We start from the raw sequence: 1143 nt of genomic DNA, 5'->3' as shown, positions 1-1143 counted from the left end.
CACCAGCGAGATTCGGCACTTCAAAATCTTTATTGACTGGATTCTTTCTGGCGAATCCGCAGACCATTTAGCCAAACGCCTTGGGGTAACAAGGCGGACTTTGACCCGGTGGTTCAAGCTGCTGTGGTTTATCACCGTGCCCACGTCTACTGACCCCTATCGTGTTTACGACCAGGTCTTTATCGACGGCACCTACTTCCACAAGAAATGCCTGCTGGTAGCCTGCACCGAAACACACGTCATCGCCTGGCACTGGTGCCTGCGTGAAAGCTCATACGAGTACCTGAAACTGCTCGACAAAATCGCGCAACCACTCATCGTCACCACCGACGGGGCAGGCGGAGCACTCAAGGCACTGCGCATTAAATGGCCCGACGTTGCCATCCAGCGCTGCCTAGTTCACGTCCAGCGCAACACCTTCGCTGATATCAGCCGCAACCCGATTCACCCAGCGCATAAAGCAATCCGGAAACTGGGCTACATGCTTGTCCAAGTACGCAATCCCGACGATGCTGCGCGGTTTACAGCTGCAGTCCACCACACCCGCATTACCTTTGCCGATTGGCTTAAAGAGCGAACCTACCGCAGTGCTATACCAGCAGGCCAAGTACCGAAATGGGTCAGCCCCAACCAGAAATGGTGGTACACCCACCGCAACGCCCGCAGGGCTCTAAAACGGCTAGAAAAGCTCATCCACGCCGGACAATTATTTACCTTCCTTGACCCGCCTGAAGGTGTCACACAAGATTTAAAAGCCACCACGAACCTGCTGGAAGGTGGCATCAACAAACAGCTCAAAGACCTAGCAGGAAACCATCGTGGCATGTTCGATGAGCATCAGCGCATCACCATGGACTGGTGGCTCTACACCCACACCGAAGACCCGGTAGCGCCACTGGAGTTAGCCAAGCAACAAGACTTCGGACGCCAAGGAGAAAAAGCAGCACGCGCAGCCTGGGCAAGAGAAGAACTCACACGACGCGGCCACCCAGACGGACGACCAGCCACATACGACATCCACATCGACAACGAATGGAACCCCAGCTTAGGCATAAGAAAAGGCTGGGCCGGACGCCCCTAAATCCACACGAAATGTCCCTTAGTGCGACACGCCGCAAATCCACACGAAATGTCCCTTAAGCC

At 54.9% G+C, this 1143-nt stretch carries 1 protein-coding gene; it reads left to right on the top strand.

What is annotated here, in order from left to right:
- A partial coding sequence (locus L8U60_RS10715; RefSeq protein ID WP_269966353.1) for an IS1249 family transposase occupies positions 1–1081 on the top strand: 1081 nt, incomplete at its 5' end.
- Positions 1082–1143 lie beyond the last annotated feature (62 nt).

Origin of the sequence: Corynebacterium meitnerae, assembly GCF_027570075.1 — a bacterium.
Lineage (GTDB): Bacteria > Actinomycetota > Actinomycetes > Mycobacteriales > Mycobacteriaceae > Corynebacterium > Corynebacterium meitnerae.
This window is presented reverse-complemented; position numbering and strand designations above follow the sequence as displayed.